At 69.9% G+C, this 13,793-nt stretch carries 18 protein-coding genes and 1 pseudogene; 3 read left to right on the top strand and 16 right to left on the bottom strand.

Annotated features, from left to right (window positions below):
• Positions 1-115 precede the first annotated feature (115 nt).
• Positions 116-1,129 (top strand): LacI family DNA-binding transcriptional regulator, encoded by a 1,014-nt coding sequence (locus tag ABT324_RS22285; RefSeq protein ID WP_351180740.1) that lies wholly within the window; start codon positions 116-118, stop codon positions 1,127-1,129.
• 45 nt (positions 1,130-1,174) lie between these two features.
• Positions 1,175-1,423 (top strand): SDR family NAD(P)-dependent oxidoreductase, encoded by a 249-nt coding sequence (locus tag ABT324_RS22280; protein ID WP_351180737.1) that lies wholly within the window; start codon positions 1,175-1,177, stop codon positions 1,421-1,423.
• On the opposite strand, the gene ABT324_RS22275 is transcribed toward ABT324_RS22280, so the two are convergent.
• Entirely contained in the window at positions 1,420-2,238 is an 819-nt protein-coding gene (locus ABT324_RS22275) for an MOSC domain-containing protein (protein WP_351180734.1), read from the bottom strand. The two genes, ABT324_RS22280 and ABT324_RS22275, sit on opposite strands and share 4 nt — an antisense overlap.
• A gap of 180 nt (positions 2,239-2,418) precedes the next feature.
• Between ABT324_RS22275 and ABT324_RS22270 the strand changes: the two genes are divergently transcribed.
• Entirely contained in the window at positions 2,419-2,874 is a 456-nt protein-coding gene (locus ABT324_RS22270; protein ID WP_351180731.1) for a tRNA (cytidine(34)-2'-O)-methyltransferase, read from the top strand.
• On the opposite strand, the gene ABT324_RS22265 is transcribed toward ABT324_RS22270, so the two are convergent.
• The 15 genes and pseudogenes from ABT324_RS22265 to ABT324_RS22200 form a co-directional block, all read right to left on the bottom strand.
• Positions 2,861-3,097, bottom strand: a complete 237-nt coding sequence (locus ABT324_RS22265; protein ID WP_351180728.1) for a TMEM164 family acyltransferase — start codon at positions 3,095-3,097, stop codon at positions 2,861-2,863. The genes ABT324_RS22270 and ABT324_RS22265 overlap by 14 nt on opposite strands.
• Positions 3,098-3,114: 17 nt before the next feature.
• Positions 3,115-3,222 (bottom strand): annotated as a pseudogene (locus ABT324_RS33425) (TMEM164 family acyltransferase); the annotation flags it as partial.
• Positions 3,223-3,393: 171 nt separating this feature from the next.
• Complete coding sequence (gene metK / locus ABT324_RS22260; protein WP_351180881.1) at positions 3,394-4,575, bottom strand: methionine adenosyltransferase; 1,182 nt, start codon at positions 4,573-4,575, stop codon at positions 3,394-3,396.
• Positions 4,576-4,671: 96 nt separating this feature from the next.
• Positions 4,672-5,922: a bifunctional phosphopantothenoylcysteine decarboxylase/phosphopantothenate--cysteine ligase CoaBC gene (gene coaBC / locus ABT324_RS22255; RefSeq protein WP_351180725.1), complete on the bottom strand. Its 1,251-nt coding sequence runs from the start codon at positions 5,920-5,922 to the stop codon at positions 4,672-4,674.
• Entirely contained in the window at positions 5,919-6,212 is a 294-nt protein-coding gene (gene rpoZ / locus ABT324_RS22250; protein ID WP_093154160.1) for a DNA-directed RNA polymerase subunit omega, read from the bottom strand. Before rpoZ ends, coaBC begins: the two co-directional genes overlap by 4 nt.
• A gap of 120 nt (positions 6,213-6,332) precedes the next feature.
• Positions 6,333-6,935 carry a guanylate kinase gene (gene gmk / locus ABT324_RS22245; RefSeq protein ID WP_351180722.1) on the bottom strand — a complete coding sequence of 201 codons (603 nt, stop codon included), beginning with the start codon at positions 6,933-6,935 and terminating at the stop codon, positions 6,333-6,335.
• Positions 6,932-7,249, bottom strand: coding sequence for an integration host factor, actinobacterial type (gene mihF, locus ABT324_RS22240; protein ID WP_150068243.1), 318 nt, complete (start codon positions 7,247-7,249; stop codon positions 6,932-6,934). Before mihF ends, gmk begins: the two co-directional genes overlap by 4 nt.
• Positions 7,250-7,685: 436 nt before the next feature.
• Positions 7,686-8,459 carry an ESX secretion-associated protein EspG gene (locus ABT324_RS22235; RefSeq protein WP_351180720.1) on the bottom strand — a complete coding sequence of 258 codons (774 nt, stop codon included), beginning with the start codon at positions 8,457-8,459 and terminating at the stop codon, positions 7,686-7,688.
• Between the two features lie 67 nt (positions 8,460-8,526).
• A complete protein-coding gene (locus ABT324_RS22230; RefSeq protein WP_351180717.1) occupies positions 8,527-9,486 on the bottom strand; it encodes a hypothetical protein in 960 nt (319 codons plus the stop codon).
• 19 nt (positions 9,487-9,505) lie between these two features.
• The gene (locus ABT324_RS22225) at positions 9,506-9,916 is read right to left on the bottom strand and encodes a hypothetical protein (RefSeq protein ID WP_351180714.1); all 411 of its coding nucleotides are present in this window, start codon (positions 9,914-9,916) and stop codon (positions 9,506-9,508) included.
• Positions 9,917-9,935: 19 nt separating this feature from the next.
• The gene (locus tag ABT324_RS22220) at positions 9,936-11,222 is read right to left on the bottom strand and encodes a hypothetical protein (protein ID WP_351180711.1); all 1,287 of its coding nucleotides are present in this window, start codon (positions 11,220-11,222) and stop codon (positions 9,936-9,938) included.
• Between the two features lie 11 nt (positions 11,223-11,233).
• The gene (locus ABT324_RS22215) at positions 11,234-11,827 is read right to left on the bottom strand and encodes a DUF3558 domain-containing protein (RefSeq protein WP_351180708.1); all 594 of its coding nucleotides are present in this window, start codon (positions 11,825-11,827) and stop codon (positions 11,234-11,236) included.
• Positions 11,808-12,308 carry a hypothetical protein gene (locus ABT324_RS22210; RefSeq protein ID WP_351180705.1) on the bottom strand — a complete coding sequence of 167 codons (501 nt, stop codon included), beginning with the start codon at positions 12,306-12,308 and terminating at the stop codon, positions 11,808-11,810. Before ABT324_RS22210 ends, ABT324_RS22215 begins: the two co-directional genes overlap by 20 nt.
• Positions 12,309-12,687: 379 nt before the next feature.
• The gene (locus tag ABT324_RS22205; RefSeq protein ID WP_351180702.1) at positions 12,688-12,912 is read right to left on the bottom strand and encodes a DUF397 domain-containing protein; all 225 of its coding nucleotides are present in this window, start codon (positions 12,910-12,912) and stop codon (positions 12,688-12,690) included.
• On the bottom strand, positions 12,912-13,724 hold the full coding sequence (locus ABT324_RS22200) for a helix-turn-helix domain-containing protein (protein ID WP_351180699.1): 813 nt from the start codon (positions 13,722-13,724) through the stop codon (positions 12,912-12,914). The genes ABT324_RS22205 and ABT324_RS22200 overlap by 1 nt, the downstream gene beginning before the upstream one ends.
• Positions 13,725-13,793: the final 69 nt, after the last annotated feature.

The raw sequence follows: 13,793 nt of genomic DNA, 5'->3' as shown, positions 1-13,793 counted from the left end.
ACCGGGAGCTCGCGAGGTCGTGCTCCTGACCAACGTGGCGCGGAAGGTGCTGGTGGGGTTCCGGGGGTTGTGCACACGTAATAGCCTGAGCGGCGGTTCGAGGGGGTGGAGTGCGATGGCGGGTCCGATCCGGCCGACGATCTCTGATGTCGCGCGGGCTGCTGGGGTATCCCGGACGACCGTGTCGCACGCCCTGAACGGGATCGGCAAGGTTGACCCGCGCACTCGGGAGCGGGTCGTGCAGGCCGCCGCCGAGCTCGGTTACCGGCCGAGCCTGCGGGCGCAGCGGTTGCGCAGTGGCCAGTCGCGGACCATCGGCCTGGTGTCGTCCATGCCGGTCGCGGTGGCTGGTGGGCCGTCCAAGCTCGGGTTCTTCATGGAGGTCGCCGCGGCGGCCGCCGAGACCGCGCTGCTGCACGGGTTCGCCTTGGTGCTGGTGCCGCCGCTGGACTCCGACCCGCCGCTGGACTCGCTGGACATCGACGGCGCCATCGTGATCGAACCGGACCAGGACGACCCCACCACCAAGCGCCTTCAGTCCCGCGGGGTGCCGATCGTGAGCATCGGACCGCAGCGGGGCACCGAGCTGCCGCACGTGGACCTGCGGGCACCACAGGTCGGCCGCCTGCTCCTGGAGCACCTGCGCGAGCGGGGCGCGGAGCGGATCGCGCTGCTCATGGGCAGCGGCCACCGCAGCTGGTACGTCGACCTGGCCGAGGTCTACGCCGAGTTCGCCCGGGAGCACGGCATGCCGCCGCTGGTCATCGAGGCCGACGAGTCGGGCGGCGAGGACACCGGGCAGGCCGCTTGCGAGGAGCTGCTGACGCAGCACCCCGAGGTCGACGCGATCTGCGCCTCGGTGGACGCCTTCGCGCTCGGCGCGGTGCGGGCCGCGGCGTCGTTGGGCCTCGACATCCCGACCGACCTGCAGGTCGCCACCCGCTACGACGGGGTCCGGGCCCGCACCAGCACCCCGACGCTGACCGCGGTGGACCTGCACCTGGCCCATGCCGCGTCGAGCGCGGTCGAGCTCCTGCTGTCGAACCTGAAGGGCACCGAGGTCCCGCAGGTGGTCGTCAACCCGGCTCCGCTCCTGGTGCCCCGCGACTCGACCCGGACCGGCGCCTGAGGATTCCGGTCAGGAACCGGCCGTGGCTGTCGGCATGCTCCAGACATGGAACTCCACGGGAAGACCGCAGTCGTCACCGGTGGCTCTCGCGGCATCGGGCAGGCGATCGTGCAGCGGTTGGCCGCCGACGGCGCGGCGGTGCTGTTCAGCTACGCCAGCGACGACACCGCGGCCGAGGACGTCAGCACGCGCAGTGCGCGCGGGCATGAGCGAAACCGACCAGGTGGCAGGCCTTTTCGCCAGCGCCGACGAGCAGAACATCCGCGCCACCAGCGGTCTGGCCTGACGCCCTAGCGCCAGGCCTCCACCACCACCGGGTCCCCAACCGCGAGCGTGCCGCGGCGCAGCACCGCGAACTTCGCGCCGAAGGCGATCCCCTCGCCGGGGACCCGGCGGTACCGGGCGAGCGTGCGCAGCGGTTCCAGGCCGGTGCGATGTCCGGTCCGCTGGTCGATCGTGGTGACCGCGCACCTGATCGCGAGCTTCGCGAAGCCCAGGACCGCTTCTCCCATCCTGATGCGAGCAGCGCGGTCCTCGTCGTGCGGTTGCCAGCCGTCGACCACGATGTTGGGGCGGAAGCGGTCCACCGGCAGCGGTTCCGGCAACCGCTCGTTGAGCAGGTCCAGCGCGGACCGCGACAGGACGTGCACCGCGCAGCTGTCGGCGTAGCCGGAGGTTCCGGGCGCCTCGCCGTCGGTGGCGCGGTCGTGCTCCGGCGGCACCCGCACCAGCCTGCTGCGGGCACCGAGCACGTCGGAGAGCCATTCCGCGACCGGATCTCCCTGGTCGATGCCCCGGTACCCGGTGCCGAAGAGGTCCACCGCCCGGCGTGGTCCGATCACGTCGACGTCCACTGTGATCGAACCGGCGCCGGGTGCGCTCAGCTCGATCCGGTCCCCGCGGATCGCCGGTTGGACCTGCGCGAGGCGCGGCCACCGGCGCTGGGTCCGGAACACCCCGTCGTCGTCGACGACCATGAAGGACCGGTCGTGCGCCAGACCGGCGTCGGTCAGCGGCGTGCTCGGCACGGGAACCCCGGCGCACCCCTTCACCGGGTAGCTCACCAGGTCCGCGATTCTGGTTGCGGGCAGCGGGGTTTCGGTCGCCACGAAGACGCCTCCAGTCGTTGGAGGCACCCTTCAGTCACCGGCGCCGACCGAGCGTGGCGGGCGACGCCCGTTGCAGCGCCTCTCGACCGGCGGCACCAGGGTAGCAGCGGTTGATCTTGCCGTACCAACGGTTTTCGACCCCCAGGTTCCTCCGAGCACCCCGATGTGAAACGATCCCAGGTGTTTCACGTCGTGTTCTACCACCCGGAGATCCCCGGCAACGCGGGCAACGCGATCCGCATGGCGGCCGGTTCCGGTTGCGCCCTGCACCTGATCGAGCCCCTCGGGTTCTCCGTGGAGGACGCGAAGCTGCGCCGGGCCGGACTCGACTACCACGACCGGGCCGCGCTGCACGTCCACCCCGATCTGGAGTCGGCGTGGCGGGCGCTTGAACCGCAGCGGGTCATCGCCTTCACCTCGAAGTCCGAGCGCTCCTACGAGACGGTCAGCTACCAGCCCGGCGACGTGCTGCTGTTCGGGCCGGAGTCCACCGGCCTGCCCGAGGAGGTCCTCGCCGACGTGACGCTGCAGGTCCGCATCCCGATGCTGCCCGGCATCCGCTCGATGAACCTCGCCAACTCCGCCGCGGTCGCGGTCTACGAGGCGTGGCGCCAGCAGGGCTTCAAGGCGGAGTAGGGCGCGCCCGGGTCCACGGCCAGGTCAGCAGCGCCCACGCGACCATCCCGACGACCGCGGCCACGGCCAGGTACCAGGGCCAGCCGCCCATGAGGTTGAGCAGGGACGGGTTGTCGGGCTTCCGGTTGACGAAGCCGTAGTTGGTGCCCGTCCAGGAGTTGAACGCCAGCGCCGCCACCCCCACGCGGCAGTCACGGCCACCGAGAACCAGTACCCGTGCCACGTCGGCCGCACCCCGGCACCCCAGGTCAGGAACGCGGCAGCCCAGAGCACCAGCAGGTGCTGCCCCCAGAACTCGACGAACGCCAGCGACGGGAAGTCCGGGGCGTCCAGCGCCGGGGTGAGCACCGCCTGCGGCGTCAGCGTGAGCCCCCAGTAGTAGAGCAGGGCGCAAGCCAGATCAGCAGCGGGACGTTGGACGCCAGGACCACCCCGGCGAACGTCCGCGCGAGGGCGACCAGCACCACGGTCGTGAGTGGCGATGGTGGTTCTGACAACCACCGCCACTCACGACGCCGGTCAGACGTTGGCGGCGGCCTTCAGCGCGTCCGCACGGTCGGTGCGCTCCCACGGCAGGTCCAGGTCCGGGCGGCCGAAGTGGCCGTACGCGGCGGTCTGCGCGTAGATCGGGCGCAACAGGTCCAGGTCGCGGATGATCGCGGCCGGGCGCAGGTCGAACACCTCGTTGATCGCCGACTGGATGCGGGCCGGGTCGACGTTCTCGGTGCCGAAGGTCTCCACGAACAGGCCGACCGGCGCCGCCTTGCCGATCGCGTAGGCCACCTGCACCTCGATCCGGCTCGCCAGCCCAGCGGCGACCGCGTTCTTCGCCACCCAGCGGGTCGCGTAGGCCGCCGAGCGGTCCACCTTCGACGGGTCCTTGCCGGAGAACGCGCCGCCGCCGTGGCGGGCCATGCCGCCGTAGGTGTCGACGATGATCTTGCGACCGGTCAGCCCGGCGTCGCCCATCGGACCGCCGACCACGAACCGGCCGGTCGGGTTGACCAGCAGCCGGGTGTCGGAGCTGTCGAGGTCGAGCTGCTCGACCTCCGGGCCGACCACCTGGTCCTTGATGTCCACCGCGAGCATCGAGTCCAGGTCGATGTCGGCGGCGTGCTGGGTGGACAGCACCACGGTGTCCAGCCGGACGGCCTGGTCACCGGCGTACTCGATGGTCACCTGGGTCTTGCCGTCGGGCCGCAGGTAGGGCAGCACGCCGTCCTTGCGGACCTTGGTCAGCCGCCGCGACAGGCGGTGCGCCAGCGCGATCGGCAGCGGCATGAACTCCGGGGTGTCGTCGCAGGCGTAGCCGAACATCAGGCCCTGGTCACCGGCGCCCTGCTTGGCGATCTCGTCGATCACGCCCTCGACCCGCGACTCGTGCGCGGCGTCCACGCCCTGGGCGATGTCCGGGGACTGCGAGCCGATCGCGACGTTGACGCCGCAGGAGTTGCCGTCGAAGCCCTTGGCCGAGGAGTCGTAGCCGATCTCCAGGATCTTCTCCCGCACGATGGTCGGGATGTCGGCGTAGGCGTCGGTGGTGACCTCTCCGGCCACGTGCACCTGACCGGTGGTCACCAGGGTCTCCACCGCCACGCGGGAGCGGGGGTCCTGGCCCAGCAACGCGTCCAGGACCGAGTCGCTGATCGCGTCGCAGATCTTGTCCGGGTGGCCTTCGGTCACGGACTCACTGGTGAACAACCTGCGACCGGTGCGCAGGTCAGACTGCTGACTCACGACTCTCCCTGAAGTACTTCGAAAGCCCACCGCGCGGGGTGGTTGACGTGCCCGGCCACCCTACTGGCGGTGCCACTGCCGGTTCACAGCATCCCACAGTGTGGATGCCAACCGGGATTTCGCGCCGTACGGGATCGGCTCCTCGGTGCCGTCGCCGCCCAGCAACCACCCGGCGTTGTCCTCGACCTCGAAGGCGCGCCCGTCCCCGACGGCGTTGACCACCAGCAGGTCGCAGCCCTTGCGGGCCAGCTTGGCGCGGCCGTGGTCGAGCACCGAGGTGGTGGGGTCGCCGGTCTCGGCGGCGAAGCCCACGACCAGCGACGCGGCCAGCTTGCCCGCGTCCCGCGCCTCGACCAGTTCGGCGAGGATGTCCGGGTTGCGGGTCAGGGTCAGCGGCTCCGGGTCCTGGTCGGTCTTCTTGATCTTGTGCTCGACGTGCGAGGCGGGCCGGAAGTCGGCCACCGCGGCAGCCATCACGACCGCGTCGGCGCCGTCGGCCTCGGCCAGCACCACCGACCGCAGCTCCTCGGCGGTGCCCACCTTGATCACCCGCACCCCGGCCGGGTCGACCAGGTCCGCGGTGTGCGCGGCGACCAGGGTCACCTCCGCGCCGCGGTGGGCGGCGACCCGGGCCAGCGCGTAGCCCTGCCGCCCGGAGGAGCGGTTGCCCAGGTAGCGCACCGGGTCCAGCGGTTCGCGGGTGCCCCCGGCGGAGATCACCACGCGGCGGCCCTCGAGGTCGCGGGGCAGCGCCCGGGGCTCGGCCAGCAGCAGGCGGGCCAGGTCGACGATCTCGGCCGGGTCGGGCAACCGGCCCTTGCCGGTGTCCGCGCCGGTCAACCGGCCGCTGTCCGGCTCGGCGACCACCACGCCGCGGCTGCGCAGCAGCGCGACGTTGTGCTGGGTGGCCGGGTGCTCCCACATCTCGGTGTGCATCGCCGGGACCATCAGCACCGGGCACCGGGCGGTCAGCAGCGTCGAGGTGAGCAGGTCGTCGGCCTGCCCGTGCGCGGCACGGGCCAGCAGGTCAGCGGTGGCGGGCGCGACCACGACCAGGTCCGCCTGCTGCCCGAGCCGGACGTGCTGGACCTCGTGGACGTCGGTGAACACGCCGGTGCGCACCGGCTGCCCGGACAGCGCCTCGAAGGTCGCCGCGCCGACGAAGTTCAGCGCCGCCTCGGTGGGGATGACCCGGACGTGGTGCCCGGACTCGGTCAACCGCCGCAGCACCTCGCACGCCTTGTAGGCGGCGATGCCACCGCTGACGCCGAGGACCACCCGTGGGCGGTCCTCGGTGTGCTCGGTCGTCACTCGCCTTCGGTGTGCTCGAGGACGCCGGCGTGGATCTCGCGGAGCGCGATCGACAGCGGCTTCTCGCGCGGGCCCGGCTCGACCAGCGGGCCGACGTACTCCAGCAGGCCCTCGCCGAGCTGGGCGTAGTAGTCGTTGATCTGGCGGGCGCGCTTCGCGGAGTAGATCACCAGCGCGTACTTCGAGCTGACCTGCTCGAGCAGGTCGTCGATCGGCGGGTAGGTGATGCCTTCGGCGGTGTTGGTGGACGGGCTGCTGTTGAGCGCAGCCAGCGCGCTGGGGGTGCTCACGTGAGTGGCTCCTGCTCTTCGTGGACGGCGGCGTGGTGCCGTTGCCTGGGGGCGGCGCTGCGACCCGCGGGGTGCCGGACTTCGGGCTGCCGAACTCCGGTGCTGCTCACCGCTGGCTCGTCACAGTTCGCGGCCGAGTATCAATCGTAGCAATTCGCTGGTCGCGGCCTGCACGTCGGCGTTGACCACGGTGGCGTCGAACTCCGGTTCGGCGGCCAGCTCCTCGCGCGCGGTCGCCAACCGCCGCTCGACGACCTCGGCCGGTTCGGTGCCGCGACCGGTGAGCCGCTCCACCAGCACCTCCCAGGACGGCGGCAGCAGCATGACCAGCTGCGCGTCCGGCATCGCCTGGCGGACCTGGCGGGCACCCTGCAGTTCGATCTCCAGCACCGCGGGCCGACCGGCCGCGAGGGCCTCCTCGACGGGCTTGCGCGGGGTGCCGTAGAGGTTGCCCGCGTAGCGGGCGTGCTCGAGCATCTCGCCCGCGGCGATCATCCGCTCGAACTCGGCGGTGTCGACGAAGTGGTAGTGCACCCCGTCGACCTCCCCGGCGCGCGGCGCGCGGGTGGTGGCGGACACGCTGAAGTAGATCTCCGGGGCCTGCTTGCGCACCTCGCCGAGGACGCTGGACTTGCCGACGCCGGAGGGCCCGGAAACGACGGTGAGCCGAGGCTCGTCCGGGCGGACGGTCCTCGGCTCAGCGCCGGTTTGTGCGTCGATCACTCGCCGCTGAACTCGGAGAGCAGCGCCTTGCGCTGCCGCTCGCCCAGCCCGCGCAGCCGACGGCTGTTGGCGATCTCCAGCCGCTCCATGATCTGCTGGGCGCGGACCTTGCCAACGCCGGGAAGGGCCTCGAGCAGGGCGGAGACCTTCATCTTGCCCAGGACCTCGTCGTTGTCGGCGGTCTCCAGGACCTCCGCCAGCGTGGTTCCACCTCGCTTGAGGCGCTCCTTGAGCTCCGCTCGGGCGCGACGGGCGGCAGCCGCCTTTTCCAGAGCTGCTGCCCGCTGCTCCTCGGTCAGCTGGGGAAGGGCCACCATGTCCTCCGTGATGTGGGGTTTCTCTTGATCGGTGCGGCGACGGTACCGAGTCGGTCCGACCGGGCTCCAACGGGGTCCGGTTTTTGTGAGCCGGATTCAGCCGGGCCCGCCACCAGGCCCGCCCGTACGAGGCGTGCACGAGCGCGGCACCGCTGCAAGTACTACCAACAAAGCCGCTGAAGTGCACTAATCTCGGCGAAATTCATCAAATGTGTCCGATTTCCGGGCAGTTGAGCCATGCCGAGGGCGTCCTCGCAGGTCAAACCGGGGTGAAATGTCCCTCATCGGCGAAGTGATCAAGACCTCGCGGAGATCGCGAAAATTCCGCTACGCGGAAGTTCCGTATTGATTCAGGGGCGCCTGGGAGGCCTCGCGAGCGGTGCCCACCCGACCAGCGTGGCCGGGTGGGCCGTGGGTGCGGCGGAGCCGTGGGTCAGAAGGTCTTCATGAGGTCGGCGACCCGGGCGGACATCCGCTGCTTGTCGATCGGGGCGACCGTGGTCCACGGCTCCGCGCCGCGGGTGTTGGTCTCGATCATGTACCAGCCCTTGGCGGTGGCGAAGAAGTTGGTGACCATCGGCGCCCGGTGGCGCTTGCCCTGGCCGTCCATCACCGCCGCGCCGAACTGGGCCCACGCGGTGCGCTCGCCACCGGCCATCTCCACCAGCAGGCGGGCGTCCTCGCGCTTGACGCCCTGGCGCGCGAGGCCGTCGGCCATCGCGCGGTCGGAGCTGCCCGCATCCTTGGCCGCCGCCGACATCGCCGCGCTGCGCAGCGAGACACCCCGCCCCGGACCGGCCTTCACGTCGTCCGGCAGCACGTTCAGCAGCGCGCGGACCATCGAGTCCGCGGGCAGCGCCTGCATCCGCACGGATTCCTCGGTCAGCACGGCGAGCGTGGCGTTGCCGCGGACGTTGGCGACCATCCCGGTCGTCTTCCGCTCCCCCTCCGAGGTGCGCTGGCCGAAGGTGACGTCGAAGGACCGCTCGTAGCGCTGCAGCGGCAGGAAGACGCCGCAGATGTCCTCCTCGCGCATCTCGTTGCCGAACCCGAGGCGGTGCAGCTCGTCCCAAGCCCGGCGCTCGACGGCGCGCCGCTCGGACTCCAGGATCCCCTCCGGCAGGACGTTGAGCACGATGGGCTTGGTCCCCAGGTTGAAGTGCTTCCACGCCTCGTGGAAGGCCTGCCGCGACAACTCGAACTTCACCGGATGCTCCCCAGCCGGACTTGTGCGGGCGCGCGGCCCGCGGGTGTGGATCGTGCCTTTGGTGCGCTCACTCGAAGACGGGTGGTGCCGTCTTCGGGATGTCGTCGTCGAAGAAACCGCGATCGGCGACGAGGTAGTCGGGTGTCTCGTGGTCGAGCTCGTCGTCGGTGTCCCGGGGCGCGGGGCGACCGGGGAGACCGGCCCCGGCCATCCCAGCGGGACCGCGCGGCGCGGCCGGTTGCCCCGGCGCGGCACCACCACCCGTGGGCTGCCCGCCGGAACCGATGCCGGCGTACCCGCCGGGTGGCAGGGGTGGGCGTTCCGTTCCACCGCCCGCGACTGGCACAACGCCGCCGCCCCCGACGCCGCCGCCCCCACCGGCCACGGCCGCGGTGCCGCCCGTCCAAGCACTCCCGGCCCCCGCCGGGGGCTCACCGCCTCCGTCGTCGTCCTCGCGGCGGTGCCCCTTCAGCTGGTCCTCGCTGCCGGGAGGCGGCGTGAACAGCGGGCTCGCCGCGAGGTTCTGCCGGGACGTCTTGTCGTAGGCCTCGTACGCGGCGACAGCCTGCTGGCGCTGCTCCTCCCTGCGGGCGCGGGCCGGTTCGGCGTCGGACGCCCCGAAGCCCAAGCTCGACCAGGTCTGCTCGTCCAACCAGAGCTGGTCCGGCGACTTCGGCTCCTCGTCCGCGCTGGGCACCTTCTTCTGCAGCTTGGCGAACGCCTCGCCCTGCTCGAGCATGCGGATCGAGTGCGCCCTGGCGGTCTCCGCCGTCGCCTCGGTCCACAGCACGACCGGGTTCAACGCGTTCTGCATCTCCTCACCGGAGGCGGACTGCAGCACCGCGCCCGCCTCGGCGAGCGCGGTCTTGATCTCCTCGGCCAGCTGCGCGAGGTAGTCGTTCTCCTCCCGCCACCGGTCCGAGTGCCGGTACATGCTCTCCGGCGAGCCGTTCTCCGCCCAGGCGCGCAGCTTCCGCAGCGGCACCCCGTCGAAGTCCGACGGCTCGATGTCCCTGGTCTCCACCATGCGTTCCCCCCAGCGCGGCTCAGAAGCGGAAGCCCTCGGCTGCGTTCTCGTCGTCGTCGCGCGTCTGCCGGACGTTCGAGCGCAGCGTGTCGGCGGTGTCCTGCAGGACTCGGGCCAGCTTGCGGTAGTTCGCGAAGTAGGAGAACTCGTCGCCCCGGCCCACCAGCCCGTAGGACTCGGCGGCCTGGACGCTCACCGGGTCCTGGCTGGAGGGTTTGACGTTGCCGAGCTTGCGGGCCCGGTCGAAGCGCTCGTGCATCTCGCGGACCTTGTCCTCGAAGAACCGCACCAGATCCTCGGCCCGCTCCGGGTCGACCCGCATCGAGGTCTTCCCGCTCATCTCGTTGGCGAGCCCGGCCTTGGCCGCGGCCCCAGCCGCGACCTCGGCACTGGACGGACGAGCCCGCAGGACCTCGTCGACCACCGTCATCCCCTCCAGTCAGGCAGCGTCAGCGCTGGTCCCAGTCACCGAACACCGGCGGCGCCACCTTCGGCATGTCGTCGTCGAAGAACCCGTGGTCGCCCTTGAGGTAGTCGGGAGTCTCGTGCTCCTGGTCCTCCTCGCCCGGCTTGCCCTGCGGACGCCCGCCCGCAGCACCAGCACCGGCCACGCCACCACGACCACCAGCGCCACCGGCACCACCAGCAGCGGAGCCCGTCCCGGTGCCACCGGCACCACCGAGCCCACCGGCCCCGGCACGACCACCAGCGCCCAACCCGGACCCGGCCCCACGACCACCGGCGCCACCGGCCCCGAGCCCGCCGGCACCACCAGCGCCGAGACCCCGGCCAGTACCCGTCCCGGTGCCACCACCAGGAACGCCGGGCACGCCCGGACCACCAGGCATCCCGGGCCCACCGGGCATCCCAGGCCCACCGGGCACCCGCCCGGTCCCCGGACCGCCCTGCCCCGGACCACCCTGGCCCGGCCCGTACGGCCCCGGCCGCTGCCACACCGGAGTGGTCCCCGACGGGGTACCGCCACCACCGGTGCCACTCGTGCCACCCGTGCCGATACCCCCGGACCCGCCGCCGTACCCAGACGGAACAGTCGAAGAACCGCCCCCACCGACACCCCCAGTACCGCCACCACCAGCCCACTGGCTGCTGGTCCCGGACGGAGTGTTGGAGACCGTCGGGACGCCGCCGACGGTGGGGTGGTTCGTGCCACCGCTGACAGCGACATTCATGCCGCTCTCCGGAGGAGGCGTGAACACGGCGCTCGCAGCAACGGTGCCCTGCGAGGTGTTGTCGTACGACCGGAAAGCCTGAACAGCTTCCTGCCGAAGCTTCTCGTTGTGCTCCTTGGCAGCTTCAGCGTCCGTCTGGCCGTTCCAGAAGCTGTCCCACTTGTCCTCGAACCAGTTGTTGTCCGGAACGTCCTGCTCCTCGCCCTTGCTAGGGATCGAGGACTGCACTTTCGCGAAGGCTTCGCCCTGGTCAGTCATCAACTGCGACTGAGCCTTGGCGTTCTCAGCTGCGACCTCTGTCCAGAGCACGACTGGCATGGCCTGGTTCTGCATGGCCTCGCCCGACTCCGACCGCATGTACGCGCCGACGCTCTTGAGCTTCTCCTCGACGCGGACCTTGAGCTCCTGGAGGAACTTGTCCTCCGCCTGCCAGCCTTCGGACTTGCCGTACAGGTCGTCCGGCGAGCCGTTAGCCACCCAGCTCCGCATCTGCTCCAGCGAAGCACCTTCGAAGTCCGAAGGCTCGATGTGCCTGGTGTCTACCATTTCCCACCCACTCACGCGTCCGGAAGATTTTGGATTGCAAGCTGAGCGAACTTCTCAGCCCGCTCACACAAGTTCACGTCAGTGGCGCTGGAGCTGTTCCTTCCCGCATTCGCCACCAGAAGACCCTGGTCAGAGATGTTCGCGTACAGGATGCAGTTCGTAGCGAGCTCGTACTTGACAGCCGGGTACCCGCCCAAGTCCACCGCGGCAGTGGATTGGGTCAGCTTGCTGACCTCTTCGTCATAGGAGCTTTCGCCGTTCACCGCGACGAACACGCTCCACCCAGCAGAGCCAGCCTGGCCCTGCTGGTACTTGCAACCGAGCCGGTCATTCAGCTCCAGCTCGCGCGGGGCCTGGTCCGCCCCTTCACTCTGCCACTGGGGCTGGTTCACGATGGAGCACTTGTCCGCAACATCGGTCACCTTCGCAGGCCCAGTACGCGGCGGCCCGGAGGGCTTCGACGTGGCCGAAGATTCTGTCATCTCCTGCCCGGACGTGGCATCGCCACCTCCCGTGCTGTCTGACGGGTTGCTACCGCAACCGGCGACAACAAGGGCAAGAGCCAACGAGCTGACCGCTAGAGCCTTACGCAAGGCTTCCCCCACCAATGCTCTCCGCAGAATTCTGATCGTTCGTGCGCTGAAGGCCGGCGCTTTCCGTCAACTTCTCCGCAGTGGCGAAGAAGAACTCGGCAAGCTTCTCGTAGTTCTCGAGATAGCCGCCGCCCCCGCCCGCAGCCACCTGGCTGTAAACCGGGGCCACCTGGGTGCTGACCGGATCCCCTCCAGCAGGGTTGACCAGGGCGAGCTCGGCCACCGCGTCACGTCGGTCGAGCATGTTCTGAGCTTCCTCGCGGAAGAACCGGGCGAGGTTGTCCACCTGGTCGGGATCGATCATCATCGATCCGCCAGCCGCCTGCGACTGAGCCAAGGCAGCCTTGGACTCCGCACGAGCGAAGCTCTCCGCAATGGCGCCGACCTGATGCGCCGGGAACAAGCCCTGGAGGCCACCGCTGGTCATCCGGTGCTGCATGTACGCCTGGTCCGTTGCGTCGAGCTGGACCTGGTCGCCGTCCCCCTCGGACACAGTCGAACTCCCCTCGTTCGCCAACCGTCGCGGGGTCCGGCGACGGCCATCCACTTGCCAACGGGGCAAACGTTAACGCACAGAGGTGTCGTTTCGGGGCGAAGTCGGTCAAAGAAGACTGCGACATCCGAGTGAAGCTGATCTCGGAACCGGCGGAGGGGTTTCGAAGTTCCAGCAGGTCAGCTACAGGCCAGCTCAGCCCTACCAACTCGCAACCAGCCCGAAGCACCAGGTCAGGGCCCCACACGCAGCAGCTCCGTCGCCCCGCTCAGGCCTGGCAAGCACGGCGGTCAACTTACCAGAGATCATGGTTGAATTCTCAACAAAATGCGGCACCCGGGCCGAGTCGCCCGGATGCCGCATTGTTTTCACTGCTTGCTTACGCGTCGAACCGCCCGCGCCGCAGGCCGCCGAGGAAGGAGCCCCAGACCGCCGCGTCCAGCACCAGCTTGCCTCCGTCAGGGTCCTTGGAATCTCGTGCCGCGACGGCCCGGCCGATGAACGCCACCTCGACGCAGTTCCCCTGCATGCTGCTGCGGCTGCTCTTGCGCCAACGAACACCGAGAAGGTCATCGACTACCACAGTGCGCTCCTCGTCGATCATCAGGTGAGACTCTGCGCGATGGCCGCGATGAGCCCGACCGAATCCTCAGGCGACAAGGCCCTGTCGCGCAACCACTCCAAGGTCAGCGTTGTTGACGCGACGTGTTCAGCGGTCTCCACGAACGCACTGTTCCCCCGGTGCTCCAGGTAGACAAGCGTCGGTTCGCTGGCGAACTCCAGCAGCACGAACGGCCCTTCCATCCCAGGATGAGCTCCCAGCGCAGTGGGAAGGACGCGGATCGTGACGTTGTCGCACTCCGCGGAGTTCATCAGGTGTCGCAGCTGCCGGTACATGATGTCCGCACCGCCGACCGGGCGTTCAAGAACGATCTGCTCGATCAGCACTTCAAGCTCTGGAGCATCCGCCCGACTCAGCAACGCTTGGCGCCCCAACCGAGCCGATACGAGGGTGTCCAGTTCGTCAACGCCGATGTCGGGCTGGGTACCCCTACCGATTGCCCCCACGTACTCCGCAGCCTGGAGCAGGCCCGGGACAAACATCGTCTCGTAGTTGCGGATGGCGATGGCTTCCTTCTCGAACCTGATCACGTCCGACCACATCGCTGGCAAGCGGCCGTCCTGCACTTGCCACCAGTTCGGATCGGAGCCGCTGCGAACCAGCGCGAGCAGCTCCTCGCGGCGCTGCGCCGGGACTCGATACAAGCCCAGCAAGGCCGCCACGTCATCCGCATGCAGTCCGCGTTGACCGTGCTCCATCCGGCTCAGCTTGCTCATCGAGAAACCCAGTGCACCGGCGACTTCCTCCGCTGGCAGGCCGCTCCGCAGCCGCAGCTCCCGCAGTTCGCTCGACACCCGCCGCACCCGGACCGGGACTCCTGGCCGTCCGTTCATGCCTCTCCCCGTTTCGGAATCGATCTGAGT

It is taken from the genome of Saccharopolyspora sp. NPDC000359 (genome assembly GCF_040300525.1).
GTDB lineage: Bacteria > Actinomycetota > Actinomycetes > Mycobacteriales > Pseudonocardiaceae > Saccharopolyspora.
The sequence above is the reverse complement of the archived record's forward strand: the minus strand, read 5'-3'. Positions and strand labels throughout refer to the sequence as shown.